This is a genomic window from Litorimonas sp. (assembly GCA_029936425.1).
GTDB lineage: Bacteria > Pseudomonadota > Alphaproteobacteria > Caulobacterales > Maricaulaceae > Litorimonas.
This window is the reverse complement of record JAPYSU010000162.1, coordinates 1-1092: the sequence shown is the minus strand read 5'-3', so window position 1 is coordinate 1092 and position 1092 is coordinate 1. Positions and strand designations below refer to the sequence as shown.

1 pseudogene is annotated in these 1092 nt (G+C 51.3%); it reads right to left on the bottom strand.

Features of this window, described 5'->3' with window-relative positions:
* Positions 1 to 1071, bottom strand: a pseudogene (locus ACN0IC_RS15730) (hypothetical protein); the annotation flags it as partial.
* Positions 1072 to 1092: the final 21 nt, after the last annotated feature.

The window sequence follows — 1092 nt, the reverse complement described above, 5'->3', positions numbered from 1 at the left end:
AGATACAGCTGTAGAGGGATTAGTAGCAGGAGCAGCAGCAGCATTAGCAGCAGCAGCAGCAGCAGCAGAAGTGGCAGCAGCGAGCATCTTCAAAACTGAATTTCTGGCCGCGTCTCCGCACACAGTGGCGGTGTCAGGATATCGATAAATAAACCATTCCAAGACCCATAGTGGAGTTCCCTGGGAATCCTCAGCCAAGTCCAGCACACACCGCTCCTCACTCTGTGTTTTAGTGGTTAGTGGTGAGGGTGAGTCCATGACATGATTAGTGGCAGCCACTCCAACATTATGATCAAGATCACCACTCACCCCAGCAGAGCTCATGGCGATGTTAGCAACCGCCAAATCATTATCATCAGCAACATCAGTCAGCACAGTGTTTGTCAGAACATCAGCATCATCAGTCACCGTTAGTCCGTTACCAACCGCAACCGTCATGTTGGTGGGATCATCAGCATCAGCATCTGTTGGGTCATCAGCATCAGTGAGCATTGTTGTCAGACCATCAGCATCAGTCACCGTTAAGTCGGTTAGTCCGTTACCAATAATAACCGTCACGTCGGTTGGATCATCAGCATCAGCATCAGTCAATGGCTCGGTCACCACACCAACACCACACAGTTGCATCATCTCAGGACTGTAGCCGTTAGCTGCCAGACTGGTGGCAGCAAGGTGGTTAGGGGCTTTGTTAGTGTGATCAGGTAGGTCAGTCACCTCCCCAGCTACACCCCCAGCCAGCAGGGAGTCAGTCACCCCACCGCAGTCATGAGTCAGATTGGAGGAGCAGCAGTGGGGAGATTGGTTTGGTGTTAGAGAATTGTCAGTAAGATTATTAATGCTAGGGGTGTCACAATTACCACTGTCATTAATTACCACCGGAGTGAAGGACCCGGAGGGAATGATGTCAACCAAGTCATCAGCCCAATCCCCGCAGCTCTGATGCACCTGAGTCATCACAAGGAAGGGTTCTTGTCTCCCTGTGCCACCACCAGCCGGCAGGTGTGAAGGTGCAGGGTCAGAATTAAGCAGCAGAACAGTGTCATCATTGGTGTGGCCATCAGTCCGGACCATGGTAGTTACACCCAAATAACC